This window comes from Shewanella sp. DW31 (assembly GCF_015767295.1).
Lineage (GTDB): Bacteria > Pseudomonadota > Gammaproteobacteria > Enterobacterales > Shewanellaceae > Shewanella > Shewanella oncorhynchi.
Window position 1 is genome coordinate 113,223 of the sequence record NZ_JADWMP020000001.1, and the last position, 20,097, is coordinate 133,319.

Sequence of the window (20,097 nt, forward strand, 5' to 3'; positions counted from 1 at the left end):
GCTGTGCACTGTATATAAGTGCACAGCCCGATAAATAAACTCAACAGCAAAAAATTAGGATTCTTGTATAGGCTGCAAACCGCGCGGCCTTAAGACCCAGAACAGAACAGAGCAAGGAATCAGCATGTTCAATACGTCATTTCGCTTTATCAGCCTCGCGATTGCGGGAGCCAGCTTAACCAGTGTCCATGTACAAGCAGCGCAAAATCTCTCCTCCATGATGGTCGAAATCCGCCAACAGGACGGAATTCCCAGCTATTACAATCTCGCCACTGGCATGCCCTTAAATGGCGATATCGCCATAGTGCGCGACAACCAAGGCTATACCTTAGGGCAGTTTTCCGAGGGGATCCCTAATGGTAAATGGCAAGTATTTCATACCAATAACAGCAAGCTAGTCGAAGGAAACTATCAGCAGGGTTATCAAGATGGCACTTGGCATATGTTCGATTTGAGCGGCGCAGTTACTGAGGAACAGCAATTTGCCAAAGGCGTGCCCACGGGCGAATGGAAGGAATACAACAGCAGCGGCCATCTCAGACAAACGACGCGCTATCAAGACGGTAAAAAGGAGCAAGTAAAACGTTTCTATGCCAGTGGCAAACTGCAAGCCCAAGAAAGCTACCTCGATAACCTGCGCCACGGGAAATGGGAAAGTTTCTATGAAAACGGCACCTTGTCCCAAAGCCAGAGCTATGCGAACAACCAACTCTCAGGTTCTTATTTAGAACAAAATCCCAATGGACAAGCCACTGTGACGGGCCGCTTCGATGCAGAAGGCCGTCGCCAAGGAGCATGGGAAACCTTTTTCGATGACGGGACTAAATCGAGCAGCAGCCAGTTTAATCTCAATCTGCTCGAGGGTGAAGAACGGACATTTTACCCCAATGGTGAACTCGCCAGCCGCTGTCAATATAGCGCTGGGCAACGCCAAGGGAAATGCCAGCAATATAATGATGCAGGTAAATTACAAGTTGAAGAACAGTATGTTAATGGTGCATTAGACGGGCCACAGCAATATTTTAATGCCGAGGGCATTCTCACCAGCGCTCTCAACTATAAACAGGATCTACTCGCTGGTACGCAAAAGTATTTCCACAACAACGGCCAACTTAAAGAATTACGTAACTACCAAGACTCAAAGCAGGCTGACAATGGCCAATATCCGCTTCATGGACCATCGGAGCGTTATGATACCGAAGGCAATTTGCTCGAAAAAAGCCACTACGACATGGGAATTAAGGATGGTCTATTTGAGCGCTATCACGCTGGCAAGCTGCAATCCTCCGAGCAATGGCGACAAGGGCAACGTCACGGTGAATCACGCCGTTACCACAACAATGGCAAGCTGCGGACGCTAGATCAATACGTTGAAGGTAAACCAACAGGGAAATCAGAAACCTATTTTGACGACGGCACAGTGAGTGAGCGCGGCGAACGTATCGATGGCCAATGGGTCGGAAAATATGAGTCATTTTACGATAACGGTAAACCTCGGGAAGTATCTCACTACGCACGGGATAAAAAAGACAATGCCAGTCATTACCCTCTTGATGGCCATTTCGCCCGCTGGTATGCCAATGGTGATCCCAATGAAGAAGGCACATATCAAAACGGCAATAAAGAAGGCCTATGGATACAGTACAGCGAAGGCCTGAAACAACGGGAGCAAACCTTCGCCAATGGCAAACTTAATGGTAACTATGCAGAGTATTACCACGGACGCCGCCGTGTGACAGGGGAGTATCTGGACGACCAAAAAACCGGTCTGTGGACGGATTATCGCTACGAAGAAAAAGACCCTACCTATGGCACAATCCCCGAGGGGAATATCCAGCAAAAAAGCCATTGGCAGGAAAACAAGCGCCATGGAATTCGAGAGTTTTACAGCTTTAAGCAAGTGGTTTACCGCTCAGAAACCTATGATAAAAATGATAAAACAGGCCCATATGCCGAGTACTATCCCAACAATGGCCAGCTAAAACTCAGCGGGGCTATGGATAAAGGTAATCAAACTGGATTGTGGGAAAGCTGGTTTGAGGACGGGATGCAAGCTGCTAGCACTGAGTTTTTAGACGGTCAAAGCCATGGCCAAACGAAAGAATATTACAGTAACGGCCAACTCAAATTAGAGGCAATTTATGCTAAGGGGTCGCTTGATGGTCAAGTTAAACAATATCACCAGAACGGTAAGCCAGAACTCGTTGAAACCTGGGTGAAAGGCCAAAAAGAAGGCGATGCCAGCTATTACCACAACAATGGCAAGTTAGCCGAACAAGGCACTTATCTTAGGGATCGCAAGGAAGGTCTATGGCAAAGTTTTTGGCCTAATGGTGAAAAACGCACTGAAGGCAGTTATCTCAGCGATCGAGAATCAGGGGATTGGAATCATTATGATCAACTCGGCAAGCTGATTAAAACAGAACACCATGGCTAGCTTAAAAATGGGGTTTTAGATTAAAAAGCGATCTAGTTCAAACATTTATCCTTAACTCCAAATCTAAAGGAAGTTTCATGCAAAGTGTGCCATAACCAGTGTCTATACTAACGGCCTTTTTTTTCGTTTAGGACAAATTGCCTATGAAGACATTTATGAAAGACGAGTTAGCCCTGCTACTGGGAATACTGACCTTAGTATTCTTTAAAACCGGTGGCGATAGCCTACTCGCCGATGGCACCGCCCTCTCGACCTATATTCCCGTTTCACTCGCCCTATTGGGTGTAGTGACTTGGGCTATTTTCTCTGTGGTACGCCACTCAGATGCACTAGCGATTAAGCTTGGCGATCCCTATGGCACCTTAATCTTAACTTTATCGGTCATTTCACTCGAAGTGGTGATGATCTCCTCCGTGATGCTGACCGGAGAACCCAACCCTGTCATGGCGCGCGACACTATGTTCGCCGTCGTCATGTTGATCATCAATGGCTTAGTGGGCTTTACATTATTACTTGGCGGCTGGCGTTACCATACCCAGCATTTCAATTTAGATGGCGTAAAATCCTATCTCGTGGCGATTATTCCCCTCGCCCTACTCTGTTTAGTACTGCCTAATTTTACCGAAGGTGGCACTATTGGCGGCATGTCTAAAGCCATGTCTTGGATGCTGATCATTATTTCAATTCTGCTCTATGGCGTCTTTTTAGTGGTACAGACGAAGAGCCACAGCCATTTCTTTGTCGATGCCGATCATGAAGACCATGAGGAACACCACGGCATACTGCGCAGTAATGCTTACCATACGATTCTATTAATTGGCTACTTGCTCGTGGTCATTTTGCTGGCAAAAACCTTAGCTATGCCCATCAATTACAGCGTAGCAACCCTAGGCGCTCCACAGGCATTAGGGGGCTTTATTGTGGCCTGCTTGATTTTATCTCCCGAAGCAGTGGGAGGCTTTAAGGCCGCGTTAAACAATCAATTACAGCGGGCGATGAATCTGTATTTTGGCTCAGTGCTCGCGACGATAGCACTCACAGTCCCTGCGGTATTAATTATTGGCAGCGTGATAGATCAAGAAGTCCATTTAGGCCTGTCACCCGCCGACATGGTGCTGTTAATCACCAGTTTAATGGTCTGTAAGGTCAGCTTTAGTAGCGGTCGCACCAATGCATTGCATGGCGCGACTCATATAGTCTTGTTTATCGTTTACTTGTTCTTAATGTTTGAACATGCCTAAACTTTATTAAATCCAAGGCCGAGCGTGATTTATTTGCGTCTCGGCTTTACGCTTTTCTCATCCAGATTGACCCGCAATAAGAGTACAAACCAGACTAAAGCGCCAACAACAAACCAGATAAAAATCCACACTAACTTATGGCCATTACGAGCCTCAAATGGTTCAAATTTGGGCATAAAAATCGTTTGATGTTCAGCTTGATAAAGCGGACTTTTTTGTGCGGCGCTGAGCAACTCTGAACGAAGAGAGGATGGGGCTAATCGTTCAAGGTAAACAAAACTCTGGGGGTCCAACTCATTGAACTCATTTAGGGATTTAGCCAAAAATGCTTTGAATTGCGCTTCTTTCTCATTGGGTTCAAGTCGATTACTGATCTCCTGCTGATAAACTTTACCATACCAAGCGAGGGCATTAGCATGCCAACTGTCTGCACGCTCTGCAAAAATCGGCATAGCGATATACAGCGCCATATTTAAGTGACGACTATGTTTACCTGTAACCTCTAGGCTTCGCTGCAAACCAATTTGCGTCTTATCTATATAAGATTGCTGCAACTGATAATACTGAGTATTTTTATGGAGATACAATTCTTGTATCGATGCTAATTGCGTTAACCTCCCCGTGGCAGTCTTGAGATATTCCTGCGCAACAATGCAAGGAACAGCCATTAATTGCACCGCGATCAATAAATAGAAAAAGCGCGAATTATCTTTAACAAACTTGAGTCGTTTTAGCCTAGGTCGGATATAAATGATCGACAATAACCAAGACAGTATCTGCGGCAGCCACAAATTAACGATATCTTCATCTAGGCTAAAAAACTCAAGGTTAACCAACAACAGCCAATGGACAAAACTGTAACCAGAAACAAATAACAGGCTGAGAAATAAGAAGGGAAAATAGATAAGTTGAATTTTTTTTAAAAATACATCCACACGAATGTCATCCTTGAGAACATAAAATAACGACTATGGTACGCTCAAATCCATCATAAATTTACCAAAATTGAGTAGAAACTCAAAGCGTTAAAACATAAAGGCCAGATTGATTGCTCATCTGGCCTTTATGTTTGTACTTTTATAAAGCTGCAACCGAGAAACTAGGTCTCACTCAACTTAGCTAATTGCTGCTGGCTACGTTGTTTCTTGTATTGCTTAGCTTCAGCAGGAATAGGAGTGACTTTGCCAGTCTCTAGCCAGTTACGTAAACGGTTAGCATCCGCAATATGAGTATATTTGCCGTAAGCATCGAGCACGACAAATGCCACTTGGCGTTTTGCCATTTCAGTACGCATCACAAGGCAGTGCCCTGCTGCATTCGTAAAGCCTGTTTTGGTTAGATGAATATCCCAGTTATCTTTATAAACCAAACGATTGGTATTACGAAAATCTAAACTGTATCTTGGGTTGGCAAAGGTAACCGTCTTCTTCTCGGTCGAACTCAGCTGGCCTAGCATAGGATACTTTTCACTGGCCTTGAGTAATACAATCAGATCACTGGCACTCGAAACGTTTTTATAGGATAAACCTGTAGGTTCAACATAGCGGGTATTTTTCATTCCCAGCGCTTTTGCTTTGGCATTCATCGCCTTAATAAAAGCTTTATGACCACCGGGATAATGATGTGCAAGACTTGCAGCTGCACGGTTTTCTGATGACATTAAGGTTAGCAATAACATTTCTTTACGGCTGATTTCACTGCCGATACGAACTCGAGAATAAACACCTTTCATTTCTTTGGTATCCCGGATGTTTACCGCAAGCTTTTGCTCCATAGGTAACTTTGCATCCAGCACCACCATAGCTGTCATCAACTTAGTGACAGATGCAATTGACATTACTGCATTAGGATTATTGGAATAAAGCACTTCATTGGTTTTTAAGTCCACGACTATCGCACTACGTCCTGCAATTTCTTGCTTTAATGGTGCTTGCTTCGTTTTTGCTGTCGATTGAGTTTTGGTGCTTTTATATGCGACAGAGGCCGAATCGGCTGAATGCGCTGTCGTGGCAACGGTGAGACTGCTGCACGCAAGAATAAAACTACTGAGCAGAAAACGGATCTTCATATAGATTTCACTGAATAGATAAGGGATCGATTGTGCTATGGCACAGGTTTTGGCTAAGTATAGGAGTTCTACAGTGAAAGAAATAGAATGCAATTAGACTTTTATCAGTAAGATCAGCACTTTCTTCTCAATTTTTTTATATAAAACCAGCTTAACCTGTCACCAATTCAGAGCAATAAAGCATCTAGATCTAGGCTTTTCAATTACAGTAGAGACAAAATCTTAGAAAGAGGCTTTTTTCAGTAGAATAATTTAAAATGAAAATAATGGGCGACTTTTTGCACTTTTAACAAAAGTCCCTGTACAACAGTGGTTTCAAGCATCTAAATACGTCATTTTAGGCGAATGAAAGCGTTAACATACGCCCTAAAATGTCGCGTTATAGCATCTTATCCGCTAGCGTAAGACAAATTCGAGTAAAGCTTCAGTATCTTCACACTCTTGTATCAGTTGGTCTGTCAGCACAAAGCCGTGTCTGAGCAGCACTCGCTGTGAAGCTAAATTATGTTTAGCCACATGGGCAAAGAGGGGTCTTAAACTGACTAAAGGCAAAAATTGCGCTAAGGTCTGTGTCGCGATACCTTTGCCCCAATATTCACGGTCAATCCAATACCCTATAAGCGCTTGTCCATCACTTTGCCAATGCCCAATATTGCCCACAAACTTGCCATCGACCACTATCGCCCTTGGCAATACATTTACTTGTCCCAGAATATTTTGATGCCAATGTTTAAAAAATGCTTCTCGATCCCGAGGAGGAAATTGAGCAAGCTGGTTAGCAATGGGATCGCTTTGATGCACAAAAATAGCTTCAAGATCACTTTCAATAATCGGGCGTAAACTCACGCTGTATTGCGTGTTTGGTTGTTTGTCTGACTTACTAGACATAGGTATCACCATTAATACTATGTATTTCAACTTGGTACAGCATGCCACATTTTATGAAGGTAAGCTCAAAAAAAAAGCGCATAACCGAGAAGGAGTTAGCGCTCGAAGAGGCAAATTTGCCGAAATTGAGGTGTGTAAATTCAAGCCATAAAACTCACACGATAGCATTCAAAGCCTAGATAAAAATCAATGCAAAAACGGGTGCGCCTAATACCATAGCGATACCAATAAAAATCATAGTCAAACTGGCGATAACGCCCTCTTGCTTGCCGATTTCATTGGCTTTTGCGGCGCCAGCACCATGGGCAGATGCCCCTAGAGCAACACCTTTACCTAACGAAGTACGAATACGCATAAATTTAAATAAGGGATCGCACACCAAGATGCCAATAACGCCTGTAATTAACACCATCATAGCCGTCAACTCAGGCACGCCGCCAAAGGCACTGGTCGCTTCCATCGCAAAGGGAGTCGACACCGAACGCACCAGCAAACTCTTAGACAATTCCACCGGTAAAGGCACAAACTTCACCAGCAGCCAAGAAGACATCATCCCCAGAAACAATCCGGCCGTTACACCTAAACCAATCGTCAGCGGATACTGGCGGATCAAGTTACGCTCACGATAAATCGGCAAAGCAAAGGCGATAGTCGCTGGCGCTAACATGGCCATCAACCAATGGGTGTATTCAAAATAGGTTGGCAGCGGGATCTTAAGATTAAACACCAATAAGGTAATCACTATTGGCGCTAATACTATGGGCGCTAACCACCAGACTCTATGGTACTTATAGAGACGCTTGGCACCGAAGTAACAGAATATGGTCAGCAATAAGCTGAATAGGGCTAATCCCGTCTGCGACAACACAAAATCCACCACTCTTGAGTCATTCATAACTAAGCTGCCTTAGCGTGGCGACGGGCTTGCTTTTTGATGTTCAGTTGGCGCTCAAAACGAAACACTCTATCGACCACAAAGCCTGTACCAAACATCACACACACACTGCCCATCACTAAAGTGAATAATATATTGGTGCCGTATTGCTCAAACAAACCTTCGTACTTAATAACGGATATCACTGGCGGGATGAAAAACAGCAATAACTCACCAATCAACCAAGCGGCGCCCAGTTGCACGGCATTTTCAGGAATAAGTTTAAAACCTAATAAACATAAGAGTATGCCTAAGCCAATCACACTTCCTGGAATAGGAGAATGTGCCCAAGTGGCGAACCAGTGACATGCGAAGGACAGTAAACAGAAGAGGCCGATTTGGCTTAATAACAAAGCCCAATGTCGACACTGACGTATTGCGGCTTGTGGGAATGACATGATTCTCTCGGTTAGAACAAAGTTTTCTATAGGGCTATTCTAGGCTTGCCTATTTGATAAAAAAAATGAATATTAAGAATGTAATGCATGAATTTTAAGAATACATTTAAAGGTGAACCTTAATGGACCTCAAAGTTATCCGCTATTTTATCGAAATCGTCGATGCTGGAGGCTTCGGTAAAGCCAGCGAAAAAGTCCATCTCACCCAACCTGCACTATCAAAGGCCGTACGCCAATTGGAAGAGGAGCTAGACCTCGTCTTACTCGAACGCGGTAAACGCGGCACCCAAGTCAAACTCACGCCCGCGGGCGAAGTTGTTTATCGACATGGCAAAGAGTTACTCGCTGGCCGACAACGCATGCTCGCTGAACTCACGGCCCAACGCAGCTTAACCGCGGGCGAACTCAATCTCGGATTGGCTCCTCTAGGGAGTGCCGAAATTTTTGCCCCGATTATTGCCAAATATCGCCAGCAATATCCGCAGATAGAGATGCACTTACTCGTCCGTGGCGGTGTAGAGCAAACCGCGGCAATCCAAAAGGGCGAAATTGAACTAGCCACTGGGATTATTGATTTTGATGAGGGCTATGACGGCATACGCGTGTTTAACGATCCTATGGTAGTGGTACTGCCTAAGGAAAATCCGTTATCCACCCGACAGATATTATCGTTTAGCGATCTTAGTGCCGACCCTCAGGTGATGTTCGAAACCGAATACACTCTCTATCAATTAGTGCTCAATGCCTGCCGACACGCCGGATTTGTCCCTAAAAACATCACCCGCGTTAGCCAAGCCGATTTCGGGATTGCCTTAGTCGCCGCGGGCACAGGGGTTATGGTATTACCGCGCTCCATCGCGCGGCGCTACAGTGTACCCGGCGTCGTAAATATCCCACTGGCGAGTGACGAGCTGCGCTGGGAGTTATCCCTCTTTTGGCGCAAAGACCAAGTATTGTCCTTCGCAGCTCAAGCCATGATCGCCCTAGTCGAGAAGCACTTAACCCATAAATAACCCTATTCTTACCAAGGAACCACTAAGCTTAAACGCACTAGCGTATCGCTATCCCACGGCAGAATAGGCAAATACTCAGCCGAGTTAACATCGACTTTGGCATAGTGGTCTAAATTGTATTGCGTGTGCTCAGCACTCAGCATTAACACGCTATTAGGCCGCCAAAAATCGGTTTGGTAACTCAGCTCAAAGCGATATTGATTCTCTAACCATTGGTCTTCGTCTTGCCAGGTTTGTGCGGCCACTTGCATATGTAGCTTAGGCGTCACATTAGCCCCTACACTTCCCATAAAGGTATAAGCAAACGTACCATTCCCAAAATCGCCACGATCGTAACCTCGAGTTCTAGGCACATCGTCATCGATTTCGAGATAGTAATAACCCGCACCCGCCTTGAACTGGGCCTGTAATTGTTGCCCATCAAAGTTAGCTGTCAGCCCAGGAAATACCTTAGCTTGTTTCTCAACCGAGCTAACGGTATTACGCTTTCCCTGTAAATCGAACTGCCAACCGAATGAAAACGCGGGATTAACACGATAAAGTTCACCGCTCGCGGCATAGGCAGACTTAAACCACACAGGGATATGGTCAGGGTCAAGTTTATCGACATCTACGTCTATATAGGCATCCAGCGCCGCCGTCAGCAAAATATCGCTTTGGGTTTTATGTTCTAACAATAGACTCGCATTTACCCCTAAGGTGTGAGAATCCTCGACCACAAAATCATGGCTGCCTAAGCTGTAATGCCACTGAGTTTGCTCTTCGGCCTGCAGTGCACTCGATAAGCACAGGGCTAAGCACACTAATGCTGAGTTGAGATAGTTCACTTTTGACTCCTGAAACATCGTTTCTAGCTTGATAATCAAATCAGCCAGAGGATTAAACTGCATAAAATAGGAATAACACCAACTAAGGTTGCCGTTAAAGAGCGGCTAAACTAGCCAATTTAATCAAAGAATAATAGGCGATAGTTCAAATTATGACACTCTCATTGAGAAGCCGCTAATAAACACCACAGAAGTATAGATAGCCAAAAACCTAACAGTAACAATAGTTACAGACCAAAGCACAATAATTCAACCCAGAAAAAACAACTTACACACAAATTTGTACAGGAAAGCAGCGCCCCTCAATCTTGCGACTGAAAACTGCAAAATAGAAATGAATTTTTAATCAAATTAAAAGCATAATTATTGACACTTAATGCTCATCTGCCTATAGTCGCCACACTGATAGTGAAATCGAACAAGAGAGTCTTAAATGAAAAAGTCCATGTTATTAGGCGGCCTGACCTTAACTGCCACCTTGTTGTTAGCTGGATGCGGAAAAAGCGATGACGTGTTAGTCGTTGGCACCAATGCCGCCTTCCCTCCTTTTGAATATGTTGGCGGCCAAAGTGGCGATGAAATTAAAGGCTTTGATATCGATCTGGCCAAGCAAATCGCTAAAGACGCGGGCAAGACACTCAAAGTCGAAAACATGAAGTTCGATTCACTGATCGTCGCACTCAATTCAGGCAAGATTGATTTTATCGCCTCAGGTATGACAATTACCGCTGAACGTCAGGCCAACGTAAACTTCTCTGAGCCTTACTACGAAGCGACTCAAGTGGTACTCGTCAACAAAGATAATGATAGCATTCATACGCTTGAAGATATTAAAGGCAAACACTTTGCGGTGCAGTTAGGCACAACTGCTGACATAATGTCGAAGAAATACACCCAAAATATCACCGCCTTTAATACGGGTTTCGAAGCCATTATGGAGCTTAAAAATTCAAAGGTAGATTTAGTGTTATTCGACAGCGAACCTGCCGCTAACTATCTGGCTAAAAATCCTGAATTAAAGATGATTAAACTGGATTTTCCTGCTGAGTTTTATGGTTTCGCCGTGTCGAAAGAGCAGCCTGAACTGCTGGCGAGCATCAATAAAACACTGGCTAACATGAAAGCTGACGGCCAATATCAGACGCTCGTTTCTGCCCATATAAAGTGATATCAGCATGATAGACGCAATTAATACCTCGCTGTTTAGCCCGATTGGCGAAGATGGCATGATAGGCATACTGCTGATATTAAATGGTTTGAAAGTGACATTAATCGTCACTTTCTTCGCCATGTTATTAGGCGCAGTGTTAGGCATTGGCACCACCTTTATGAAGATGTCGTCTAAGTGGTATATCCGCTTCCCCGCCAATCTTTATGTCGGCGTGATCCGTGGCACCCCAGTAGTTGTGCAATTAGTGATCCTTTACTTCATCGTGCTTTCTGCCTTAGATGTCGATAAGATCACTGCCGCCATTATCGCTTTTGGTCTCAATAGCGGCGCGTATATTTCTGAGATAATCCGCGCAGGGATTCAAGCCGTTGATAAAGGTCAAACCGAAGCGGCCCGTTCACTTGGCTTGTCCCAAGCAATGACCATGAAGTCGATTATTCTGCCCCAAGCGATTAAGAATATTCTCCCCGCACTTGGTAATGAATTTATCGTGCTCCTCAAGGAAACCGCTGTCATTGGCTTTATCGGTGGTGTTGACCTTATGCGCGCCGGTGAAATCATCCGTAGCCGTACCTTCGAGGACAGTGTGCCCTTATTTACCTGTGCCCTTATTTACCTATTCCTGACCTACAGCTTCACGTTTGTGCTGTCGAAATTTGAAAAGAGGTTGAAACAAAGTGATTAAAATAACCAACCTGCATAAAAACTTCGGCGATAACCAAGTGCTCAAGGGCATTAGCGAGCATATTCGTCAGGGCGAAGTGGTGAGCGTGATCGGTCCAAGCGGCAGTGGCAAGAGTACCTTTTTGCGCTGTATCAATCTGTTAGAGCAGCCAAGCCAAGGCGATATTGAGATTGAAGGTCAATTGATCACAGCGCCAAACGCCTGCGTAGATAAACTGCGGCAAAAAGTGGGCATGGTGTTTCAAAACTTTAACCTGTTCCCCCATAAAACCGTCATCCAAAACATCACCTTAGCGCCCATTAGTCTAAAACTAATGACGCCAAATCAAGCCGAGACCAAAGCCCTCGACCTACTGGCACAGGTTGGTTTAAGTGACAAAGCCAATGCCTACCCCGCCAGTTTATCGGGCGGCCAAAAGCAAAGGGTCGCCATTGCCCGCGCATTGGCCATGGAACCAGACTTGATGCTGTTCGATGAGCCAACATCGGCACTCGATCCCGAAATGGTCGGGGATGTATTAGACGTGATGAAGGATTTAGCGCTAAAGGGCATGACCATGGTAATTGTCACCCACGAAATGGGGTTCGCACGGGATGTATCCGATCGAGTGATCTTTATGGACGGCGGTTATGTGGTCGAATCTAGCCCACCCGATGAGCTATTCACTCACCCGAAAGAAGCCCGTACCCAAGCGTTTTTAAGCAAGGTACTGCGCTAGCTTAAGCAGCTTAAGTTAAATTCATCATTGGAGGCAGGGGCGGATTGCCATCTTGCATAACTCTCTGGCTTGCCTTTTTAGCACTAGCGTTACCTGTAGATTTAAAAGAGATACGTAACGCAATTTTGGACAGAAGCGCTTAAAAAAATAGAGGGTTAGTACGACTAAATGATTTGTTACTTGGTAACTTAAATGCTGGCTCCTACGGATGGGTGAGCCATGGCATTCGCTCATCGACTCGCAGCCAGTCCATCCGTGGATGCTCGACCGCCCCGTCCATGGGGCGGACGGTCGTCTCGCAAATCACCACGACTCACCTTTTTGGCTTTAGCATAACCTGTAGATTTAAAAGACACCGGACATACGCTACAAAAAGCGTGTTAGTGCAATAGAACTAACTCCACCTAAATAGACAGAAAAAGTATCTTAAAACCTTAAATTCTTGTTAGGCGATCTTGACCTTCGCAACCATTGCCAACGCCAGACTGTATTAATTGCTCGCAATTTCGAGCTGATTCAATCGTTCATTAAGATGTGCGTAACACTGCAAGTATCCCAAGCTGTCATCACTCTTAATGTAATGCGACAGCACACTTGAGCTCATTCTTGGTGCTGACAATGGTAAGGAGTTTAGATACAACAAGAGTGCCGCGAGTGTATTGCTGCCAGACTGAAGAATATATATACCTTCGCCTAAGGAGTTGTTCGCAGGAAAAAAATAGGAGTTCTTTCTCATATTCACCAAGATCGCGCGATTGTTGATGACAATAAGATCAAACTGATTTTGCCTTTTAATACCTTTACCTTCGTAATATTCCACAATTGTTTGTGTAAGCAACTCAAGATTGGCATATGCAGTGTTAGAAAAGACGATACAAGGGATCTTCTTTACGTATGGTGCAGCAGCACGACCTAGCATGCCATGTCTTACTCGCGTCAACTCTTTGACCGTATGAATTTGGTGCAACGACCGCTCAATTTCGCTTTTACTTGTTAAGTCGGGCTTTACTTCAATTGCGTAGTCCACGCCATCAGCCAGTATCACTGAAAACCGATCATCGTCACTTACCGTATAGGGATGGTCTGGATTAAGGACTAAGCAATCGATTGAAGCACTACGCATTCCAAAGCTGTCTATAACGTTGCCTTTAGCAATCCGAAATGGAAAAGGGAAGTACTTTTCGAGCAGCTTTTTAACAACCGATTCCCTTCTATCCGATACCTCTTGGGGTGTGCCCTTACCCTCAATGCTCGATTTTTTGAATCGGAAGTCGATATCCTGCATTTCCAATGCTAACAGTTGAAGCAAATCAGTCATCAAGTCACCCCAAAAAATCTAAAAAAATTCGGCCATCCATTTTAGATCAACAACATAATGCACTTTTGGTTTGTCTACAACTTGTACGAGCTAAAATTACTTAAATTAGAGTCATCAAAAGTTGAAGGGCTAAAGCTGAGTCATAAAAATGAGCTAACTTATTAAAAAATTGGTGCATTTAAGACATACTAACCCACCCTATAAAACAAATGGGCAGTGATTGGTTTGGTTAAGCAGGATTACAGTTAGTTGCTGTGAAAGTGCTGACAGCTTGTCGCAAAGTGCCGTCGTCGCTTTTCTAAATGTTCGCAGTAATCGGTCAGTTCTTGCTGCGCTCCCACTGGGCCATGAAATAGCTTGCCAAACTCAGTAATGAATTTGAGCCAATTGTCATGGTGAATATTTAATATTGTCAGTAACTTAGCAATAAATTCGCAGAATCCCTATCTAGCACTTCAATTAAGCTTCTTTATGTTTCAATTATTTTCATCACTTGTCCTACACCCAGTTTCAAATTTTTTTTGAAACTAATACCTGCCTTGATCACATTGTTTTTTACTTAAACCTGCTTAAAATGCTGCCATTGAATTTGTATTCCTTAATGATTTGGAGCCGTTACATGAGTGATTTAAGTTTCTTCGCCAAAAAGCGCTACACCACTAAGGCCTTTGATCCAACTAAGACGATTCCTGCGGATAAAATAGCAGAAATCAAAACTTTATTGCAGTACAGCCCATCATCGACTAACTCACAGCCTTGGCATTTTGTGTTAGCGAGTACGGCGGAAGGTAAAGCGTTAGTTGCCCAAGCGACCGAAAACTATGCGTTTAATACCCAAAAAATTCTCGATGCTTCCCATGTACTCGTACTCTGTGCTCGTGCTCAATTAGATGAAGCACACTTACTGCAAGTGCTCGAGCAAGAAGCGAAGGATGGCCGTTTTGCTAATGAAGAAGCCAAGCAAGGCCAACATAATGGCCGTTCTTTCTTCGCGAATATGCATAAATTTGAGCTGAAAGATGCCCAGCATTGGATGGAAAAACAAGTCTACTTAGCACTTGGCACTTTAATGCTCGGTGCAAGTGTATTAGATATTGATGCGTGTCCGATCGAAGGTTTTGATGCCACTAAAATGAATCAAGTCCTAGGCTTAAGAGAGCAAGGTCTATGTGCCTGCGTGGTTGTCGCCTTGGGTTATCACTCAGAAAATGATTTCAACGCTAAATTGCCTAAGTCTCGCTTAGATCAAGAAGTGATCTTCACCGAGATCTAGTCCTTCACTCTATGTGAAAAATAAGCATGCCCTTGATTTTATGTGATATAAACAAGGGCATCATGTCTAAAGCTAGCCCTCTCTTAACTACCTTCCCCTAAAACCTCACTGCTGTTAACGGCTTATTTACACCGAGAAACCATCTAAAGTAGGAGTCAACCATCACGGTATTGCTCTAAAATTCATCTTTGCCTACACTTTGGCTCTGTGGCATAGTTTGCGGCTCAACTTCGTGAATGATCATTTATCGTCGCCTTTCGAGTCATCTTTGTTGCAGAACAGCGGTTTTATCGGCGCATTGGTAACACTCACAATTTAGGATGGGACAGTCAGTATGTTATTTGCCAAACCCTCACTCACTGAAGAATCTCAATCGATTCGAGTTGCAAACACTAAGGGCGATAACCCACTGATTTGGCCGTTGCTTACGGTTTTACAAGCTTCAAATCAAAGTTGGAAAATCCATCACTTAGCCACTGAATTACAAACCCAAGGGCTGATCCACCAGCTTGATGAAAATCCGGGTAACGATTTATTCAAACGTAACTTCCTGCTGATGAACGCCCTGTTTGAGCTGCAAGAAATATTACTGCCCAAGCAATGGCTGCAAGTCAAAGCCATGGAAATTCAAATCTTCCGCTTAGTACCATCAAACGTTAACCTGCTGATAATGCAAGATACTTCCCTGCGTGAGTATTACCTCGATTGGAATAACTACGACACCAGCGAAAACGTAGTACGAGAATTACTTGAGGCATTCTGGAGCAATTATAAGAGCTATATTGGCTTAAATATCAATCTGATGAACAAAGGTAACGCGCTGCGAGTTTTCGAATTAGACGAGAGTGCTACCGCCCGTGATATCCGCAAGCAATGGCGTCGTTTAGCACTCAAATGGCACCCAGACAGACCCGATGGCGATGCGGCGCGTTTTCGCGAGGTGTGCGAAGCTTGGCAGTCGCTTAGGGATATTGCGTAAGAATTTAGCCAGTGATGATGCAGAACGGGGCTTTAATCAACATGCACCGACTTAGCGATGCGATCCTGTCTGCAGTCCTGCCAAATCTAAGGTAAAACTTCCATTGAGATCACAGATTTAGCCTACTAGCTTCATGCCAATTCAGTCATAATTAAGCCTTTCCATTTAACCTGAACCTATGTGTCAACGCTGCCATTTGGGCTAGCTTAACTCCTAGGTTGAAGCTCACTCTATCTCTAATGTTGACCGTTGAATATCAACGATAACAACGACTGACATTGTGAATTCAATCCCACCGAATTTGAGGAAACTATGATTAAACAATTAGCCTTGGCTGTAACCTTAGCGATTGCACCATTGAGCACCTTTGCCGCCAATTTTGTTGAAGGCACACATTACACTCAAATCTCGACCAAAGCGCCTAGCAGCGAACCAAAACTCACTGAATTCTATTCATTTTATTGCCATAACTGCTTCAATATGGAAACCAACTATTTGCCTGATATCAAGGCAAACCTCAACAAACAGATAAGTTTCGACAATAAGCATGTCGACTTTATGAATAGCGACATTGGCACCGAAGTGATGCGTTCATTAGCCGTGATCCAAAGCGTTGATAACAAAGACGCCTTAACCCATGCCATGTTTACCGCAATCCAAGGTGCAGAGGGCGCAAACGGCCACGATCACAGTGCACCTGGCCATCAGCACGAGCCGCAAATTAACAGCCGTGATGACATCAAAAAAGTCTTCGCCCAATTTGGTGTCGATGCTGCTAAATACGATGAATTAGCCGATAGCAAAAGCACTAATGAAAAGCTTTCCCTGTGGCGCACCCAGCAGAATGAATTCAAAATCGACAGCGTACCCGCCTTTATCGTGAACGATAAATATGCGGTAAATTTAAACAGCATCAAAACCTTAGATGAGTTAATTGGGTTAATTAACTACCTTGCTGTTGAGAAAGATGCCGCCCCCGCTAAAACCTCATCGGGTGGCAGTCTAGGCTGGTTATTTCTAGTCTTCGCCGCCGCAATTGGTGTGACCCGTCAGCAACGTCTTAGCTAATTAAAGACAGTCGTTGGAATAAAAAATGGCCACCAAATTAGGAGGCCATTTTTATACGTGTTCAATCCAAGCTATCGATATAAGCGCTCAATATGAGTTCTGAAGTTTATTGCCGAATAAAATCAAGAACATGGCTCGCAGCCAAGACGAGATGTAGGATCAAGAAACCAATAAAAGCCTGCGCAAAGACTTGATGATAACCACGCCATGCCAGTGCTGTTGGCGTCCCTTGAACGATAAACCAAACTAGGCCCGTAACCCCTGTAGCCACCAGCAACAGCATGCCGATACCTTCTATGGCACTAAACAGCCCTTTGCCACCAGCCACGGGGAATTTGCCTTTAGCAAGTCCAACAATATCTTGCTTTAACTGCGCCCAATCGCCCGCCAACCAGCCAAAGTATTGGTGCCACTTGCCACGCAAGGTATTGCTGAGTAAGAAAAGAATCCCAAGCACAGTGCACGCTAAACCTAAATATACATGCAAATAATCCCAAAAACTGGCGTTATCGGGTATCCGTCGGCCCATAAAAATCCACGGACTGGAACACACGAGTAAAATAGTCAACACGACAATCCACACATGCAGTTGCGCCATAATGACTCGGCATAAGGAGCGAAGTTTAGTCATCATACTGATCATATTTAATGCTCCTTTGCCCTTGTGACTAAGGCATACGTACAGCTTGCTGGGCGCGAATAGAATAGGGCTAAATGAAGCACCGAAATTTGATATCAAGCTTAAGCGCTGTGGATCTGCTCACCAAATTCAGCCACTTTCTGCCAATCCGTGTATTCCACATTGGTAACTGGATCCGTTGGTCCTTTCGTTAACCACATGATGAAACGGATGATATTTCTATCTAAGGCGTTATAACCTTGGTAATTCAGGTTACCCCCAAAAACGCGCAACAACTGTGGCCGCCAAGTGGTTTTACTTAAAAATGCCTGCATGTAAGGATTGGTCTCTGGGGTGTTTTTCTCGGGTTTACGTGCCACTAAGCTGACAGAGAAAAAACCACTGACCTTATCCGTCAATACGGCTTGATGCTTTTCAATAAACTCGTACAAACTTGGGTTATGTTTACCATGGCGAATACTGGCGCCTATGATGATTTTGTCGAACTCAGTGAGCACTGGAGCGGCCTTGATATCGGCAGTAACCACTTCATTACCCAAAGCCATTAACTGCTGTGCGAGCTTTTTAGCAATCTTTTGGGTTTGGCCGTGAACACTAGAGTAAATGATAAGAATTCTTTTCAATTTAGCCTCGATTAATCCCAAGCAAAATAACAATAAGCGGCCTAGAAAAGACGGTGCAGGCGACTTAATTTCGACTCTCTATGCCCGTTCGGCATATCAAATGACATCACAACGCTCAGACTAAATGCGCTAAAAGTAGCAATGGACACCCAGAGTCATTGGCATTCCAGTGGAATTTAACTTGGTATGCAAAAGTAAAATGACAATTAAGATATTTCATACTAGGTGATTTACCCGCCAATTTACATGAAATAGATCACGGGCTTAGCGCCAAACACCCCAAGTATATGCGGTAGTTTTAACTGCCTCACAAAAATAACGCCTTAGCTATATTCTCGCTTTAGCGTCTTTGTAACCTAGGGAGTTAATTCGCCTAAACATTGTTACAAAATTGAAAGGGATAAGTCACACCTTATATAGCCAACCTAAGAAAAAAGCATTAGCATTTGAACACTTATCGCCTGAGTCCCTTATCCATGAAAGCTATTCAAGCAAAAGATCCTAAAGCACTCTTGCTGTGGATGACCTTTGTTATGTCACTCGTGTTTGCCGTTTGGCAGGCATTGCTCAACAACTTCGTGATTGAGAAAGCCCAATTCACTGGTGCTGAAATCGGCATGTTACAAAGCCTGCGCGAAATCCCCGGCTTCTTGGCTTTTACGGCAATTTTTGTGCTGCTGCTCATTCGAGAACAAGCCTTCGCCCTGCTCTCGCTCGCCATTTTATGTATCGGCGTAGCGGTAACAGGTTTCTTTCCTCAGGTCATAGGCCTGTATCTAACGACTGTGTTGATGTCTGTCGGGTTTCACTATTTTGAAACCATCAACCAATCGCTAACGCTGCAATGGGTCGATAAAAAAGACGCGGCTGGATTTATGGGTAAAGCACTGGCGTGGCGTTCGGCGGCCGCTTTAGTCGGTTATGCCAGCATTTGGCTAGTAATGACTTGGTTGAAGCTGGACTACCTGCATATGTATTTGATTATAGGCGTATTAGGTCTCATCATTGTGCTAACCATAACATGGTATTACCCCAAGTTTGAGACAACGGAAATACAACACAAAAAAATCATACTGCGTAAACGCTATTGGCTCTATTACCTGCTCACCTTTTTTTCAGGTGCGAGGCGGCAAATCTTTATGGTATTTGCGGGCTTTATGATGGTTGAAAAGTTTGGTTATAGCGTCAGTGAAATCACTGCGCTGTTCTTAATCAACTATGCCGTTAATCTACTGTTTGCGCCTGCAATTGGTCGTTTGATTGGACGTATTGGTGAGCGTAATGCGCTTACTGCGGAATATATTGGACTCATCTTAGTCTTTATCAGCTATGCCCTAGTCGAACAAGCCCATATGGCGGCAGCACTCTACGTCATCGATCATTTACTGTTTGCGATGGCAATTGCGATGAAAACCTATTTTCAAAAAATCGCCGACAGCAAAGACATTGCCGCCACTATGTCGGTCAGTTTCACCATAAACCACATAGCGGCTGTGATTATTCCTGTGCTTTTGGGCTTATTATGGTTAACCGATCCCGCCTTTGTATTTTACATAGGGGCGGGCTTTGCCGTATGTTCGTTAATACTAGCGCTGAATGTTCCGCGCCATCCTGAACCGGGTAATGAAACCTTATGGTCTTGGCCAACTAAAAGTGCGAAATCAATCGCTAAAGTCGTTAAATAAAACGGCATAATAACGAACCAAAGAATTGGCTTAACGAGATGCTCAAACTAAAGAGATGATCATCTAAAGTAAGCTACAACCGAATGTAAGAGTTCACTAAACCCTCACCTCAACCACAGTGTAGGCTCAAG

Annotated in this window: 19 protein-coding genes and 1 pseudogene; 10 read left to right on the forward strand and 10 right to left on the reverse strand. The window is 44.2% G+C overall.

What is annotated here, in order from left to right; all coding sequences use genetic code 11:
• The first annotated feature begins 124 nt into the window (after positions 1-124).
• Both GWI56_RS00465 and GWI56_RS00470 read left to right on the forward strand, forming a co-directional pair.
• Complete coding sequence (locus tag GWI56_RS00465) at positions 125-2,437, forward strand: toxin-antitoxin system YwqK family antitoxin (RefSeq protein ID WP_198571829.1); 2,313 nt, start codon at positions 125-127, stop codon at positions 2,435-2,437.
• Between the two features lie 143 nt (positions 2,438-2,580).
• A complete protein-coding gene (locus GWI56_RS00470; protein WP_025008445.1) occupies positions 2,581-3,678 on the forward strand; it encodes a calcium:proton antiporter in 1,098 nt (365 codons plus the stop codon).
• Between the two features lie 29 nt (positions 3,679-3,707).
• Here GWI56_RS00470 and GWI56_RS00475 read toward each other — a convergent pair whose 3' ends face one another.
• The 5 genes from GWI56_RS00475 to GWI56_RS00495 form a co-directional block, all read right to left on the reverse strand.
• Positions 3,708-4,613: a hypothetical protein gene (locus GWI56_RS00475; RefSeq protein ID WP_242068323.1), complete on the reverse strand. Its 906-nt coding sequence runs from the start codon at positions 4,611-4,613 to the stop codon at positions 3,708-3,710.
• Between the two features lie 164 nt (positions 4,614-4,777).
• A complete protein-coding gene (gene pbpG / locus GWI56_RS00480) occupies positions 4,778-5,746 on the reverse strand; it encodes a D-alanyl-D-alanine endopeptidase (protein WP_105251600.1) in 969 nt (322 codons plus the stop codon).
• Positions 5,747-6,142: 396 nt separating this feature from the next.
• Positions 6,143-6,634, reverse strand: a complete 492-nt coding sequence (locus tag GWI56_RS00485) for a GNAT family N-acetyltransferase (protein WP_198571830.1) — start codon at positions 6,632-6,634, stop codon at positions 6,143-6,145.
• Between the two features lie 175 nt (positions 6,635-6,809).
• Positions 6,810-7,529, reverse strand: a complete 720-nt coding sequence (locus GWI56_RS00490; RefSeq protein WP_198571831.1) for an LrgB family protein — start codon at positions 7,527-7,529, stop codon at positions 6,810-6,812.
• 2 nt (positions 7,530-7,531) lie between these two features.
• The gene (locus tag GWI56_RS00495) at positions 7,532-7,966 is read right to left on the reverse strand and encodes a CidA/LrgA family protein (RefSeq protein WP_198571832.1); all 435 of its coding nucleotides are present in this window, start codon (positions 7,964-7,966) and stop codon (positions 7,532-7,534) included.
• Positions 7,967-8,088: 122 nt separating this feature from the next.
• On the opposite strand from GWI56_RS00495, the gene GWI56_RS00500 reads away from it, so the two are divergent.
• Entirely contained in the window at positions 8,089-8,979 is an 891-nt protein-coding gene (locus tag GWI56_RS00500; RefSeq protein ID WP_131525583.1) for a LysR family transcriptional regulator, read from the forward strand.
• 8 nt (positions 8,980-8,987) lie between these two features.
• Here GWI56_RS00500 and GWI56_RS00505 read toward each other — a convergent pair whose 3' ends face one another.
• Positions 8,988-9,869 carry a hypothetical protein gene (locus GWI56_RS00505; RefSeq protein ID WP_198571833.1) on the reverse strand — a complete coding sequence of 294 codons (882 nt, stop codon included), beginning with the start codon at positions 9,867-9,869 and terminating at the stop codon, positions 8,988-8,990.
• A gap of 370 nt (positions 9,870-10,239) precedes the next feature.
• On the opposite strand from GWI56_RS00505, the gene GWI56_RS00510 reads away from it, so the two are divergent.
• From GWI56_RS00510 to GWI56_RS00520, 3 genes are read left to right on the forward strand one after another with little or no spacing between them, the layout of a single operon-like run.
• Positions 10,240-10,974, forward strand: coding sequence for a basic amino acid ABC transporter substrate-binding protein (locus tag GWI56_RS00510; protein WP_011847627.1), 735 nt, complete (start codon positions 10,240-10,242; stop codon positions 10,972-10,974).
• 7 nt (positions 10,975-10,981) lie between these two features.
• Positions 10,982-11,662, forward strand: a complete 681-nt coding sequence (locus GWI56_RS00515) for an amino acid ABC transporter permease (RefSeq protein ID WP_006085903.1) — start codon at positions 10,982-10,984, stop codon at positions 11,660-11,662.
• Positions 11,655-12,380 carry an amino acid ABC transporter ATP-binding protein gene (locus GWI56_RS00520; RefSeq protein WP_198571834.1) on the forward strand — a complete coding sequence of 242 codons (726 nt, stop codon included), beginning with the start codon at positions 11,655-11,657 and terminating at the stop codon, positions 12,378-12,380. The genes GWI56_RS00515 and GWI56_RS00520 overlap by 8 nt, the downstream gene beginning before the upstream one ends.
• 490 nt (positions 12,381-12,870) lie before the next feature.
• On the opposite strand, the gene GWI56_RS00525 is transcribed toward GWI56_RS00520, so the two are convergent.
• Both GWI56_RS00525 and GWI56_RS00530 read right to left on the reverse strand, forming a co-directional pair.
• Positions 12,871-13,698 carry a DUF6602 domain-containing protein gene (locus GWI56_RS00525; protein ID WP_198571835.1) on the reverse strand — a complete coding sequence of 276 codons (828 nt, stop codon included), beginning with the start codon at positions 13,696-13,698 and terminating at the stop codon, positions 12,871-12,873.
• A gap of 245 nt (positions 13,699-13,943) precedes the next feature.
• Positions 13,944-14,123: pseudogene (locus GWI56_RS00530) on the reverse strand (transposase); the annotation flags it as partial.
• A gap of 194 nt (positions 14,124-14,317) precedes the next feature.
• Between GWI56_RS00530 and GWI56_RS00535 the strand changes: the two are divergent.
• From GWI56_RS00535 to GWI56_RS00545, 3 genes are all read left to right on the forward strand, one after another.
• Complete coding sequence (locus GWI56_RS00535; protein WP_028761757.1) at positions 14,318-14,971, forward strand: oxygen-insensitive NAD(P)H-dependent nitroreductase NfsB; 654 nt, start codon at positions 14,318-14,320, stop codon at positions 14,969-14,971.
• Positions 14,972-15,305: 334 nt separating this feature from the next.
• Positions 15,306-15,950, forward strand: coding sequence for a DNA-J related domain-containing protein (locus GWI56_RS00540; protein WP_131524261.1), 645 nt, complete (start codon positions 15,306-15,308; stop codon positions 15,948-15,950).
• A gap of 312 nt (positions 15,951-16,262) precedes the next feature.
• The gene (locus tag GWI56_RS00545) at positions 16,263-17,018 is read left to right on the forward strand and encodes a DsbA family protein (RefSeq protein WP_105251591.1); all 756 of its coding nucleotides are present in this window, start codon (positions 16,263-16,265) and stop codon (positions 17,016-17,018) included.
• A 106-nt stretch (positions 17,019-17,124) separates the two neighbouring features.
• Here the strand turns inward: GWI56_RS00545 and GWI56_RS00550 are convergent, their stop codons facing one another.
• Both GWI56_RS00550 and hemG read right to left on the reverse strand, forming a co-directional pair.
• Positions 17,125-17,652 (reverse strand): cytochrome b/b6 domain-containing protein, encoded by a 528-nt coding sequence (locus tag GWI56_RS00550; protein WP_198572024.1) that lies wholly within the window; start codon positions 17,650-17,652, stop codon positions 17,125-17,127.
• 107 nt (positions 17,653-17,759) lie between these two features.
• Positions 17,760-18,281 (reverse strand): menaquinone-dependent protoporphyrinogen IX dehydrogenase, encoded by a 522-nt coding sequence (gene hemG / locus GWI56_RS00555; RefSeq protein ID WP_198571836.1) that lies wholly within the window; start codon positions 18,279-18,281, stop codon positions 17,760-17,762.
• A 476-nt stretch (positions 18,282-18,757) separates the two neighbouring features.
• Between hemG and GWI56_RS00560 the strand changes: the two genes are divergently transcribed.
• Positions 18,758-19,966 carry an MFS transporter gene (locus tag GWI56_RS00560; protein ID WP_198571837.1) on the forward strand — a complete coding sequence of 403 codons (1,209 nt, stop codon included), beginning with the start codon at positions 18,758-18,760 and terminating at the stop codon, positions 19,964-19,966.
• Positions 19,967-20,097: the final 131 nt, after the last annotated feature.